A 1062-nucleotide genomic window follows, 5' to 3' on the forward strand; every position below is an offset into this window, starting at 1 on the left:
TGGTACGAGGAAAGCGTCTGGTACGAGGAAAGCGTCGAGAACCCGGACAAGTTCTGGGGCAAGCACGGCAAGCGGATCGACTGGTTCAAGCCCTATACCAAGGTCAAGAACACTTCCTTTACCGGCAAGGTTTCGATCAAGTGGTTCGAGGACGGTCAGACAAACGCCTCCTATAATTGCATCGACCGCCATCTGAAAACGAATGGCGACCAGGTGGCGATCATCTGGGAGGGCGACAACCCCTATGTCGATAAGAAGGTCACCTATAACGAGCTCTACGAGCATGTCTGCCGGATGGCGAAYGTSTTGAAGAAGCACGGCGTCAAGAAGGGCGATCGCGTCACCATCTACATGCCGATGATCCCCGAAGCSGCCTATGCGATGCTCGCCTGCGCCCGCATCGGCGCGGTGCATTCGGTCGTCTTCGGCGGTTTCTCGCCCGAGGCGCTGGCGGGGCGTATCGTCGACTGCGAATCCACCTTCGTCATCACCTGCGACGAAGGCGTGCGCGGCGGCAAGCCGGTGCCGCTGAAGGACAATACCGATACGGCTATTCACATTGCAGCACGCCAGCACGTGATCGTGGACAAGGTTCTGGTCGTTCGCCGCACCGGCGGCAAGACCGGCTGGGCACCGGGCCGCGATCTCTGGCATCACCAGGAGGTCGCCACTGTGAAGGCGGAATGCCCGCCGGTGAAGATGAAGGCGGAAGACCCGCTGTTCATTCTTTATACCTCAGGCTCGACCGGCAAGCCGAAGGGCGTGCTGCACACGACGGGCGGTTATCTCGTCTATGCGGCGATGACGCATGAATATGTCTTCGATTATCACGACGGCGACGTCTACTGGTGTACGGCCGATGTCGGCTGGGTGACCGGCCATTCCTATATCGTCTATGGGCCGCTGGCGAACTGCGCGACGACGCTGATGTTCGAGGGCGTGCCGAATTTTCCGGATCAGGGCCGTTTCTGGGAAGTCATCGACAAACATAAGGTCAACATCTTCTATACGGCGCCAACGGCGATCCGCTCGCTGATGGGCGCCGGTGACGACTTCGTCACC

At 59.4% G+C, this 1062-nt stretch carries 1 protein-coding gene; it reads left to right on the forward strand.

All coding sequences use genetic code 11. The features are described from left to right. Positions 1 to 1062: AMP-binding protein (locus AC1ECN_RS38535; RefSeq protein ID WP_477956064.1), on the forward strand; the 1062-nt coding region annotated here is incomplete at both ends.

The sequence above is a fragment of the Rhizobium sp. 01N447_2 genome (genome assembly GCF_056399245.1).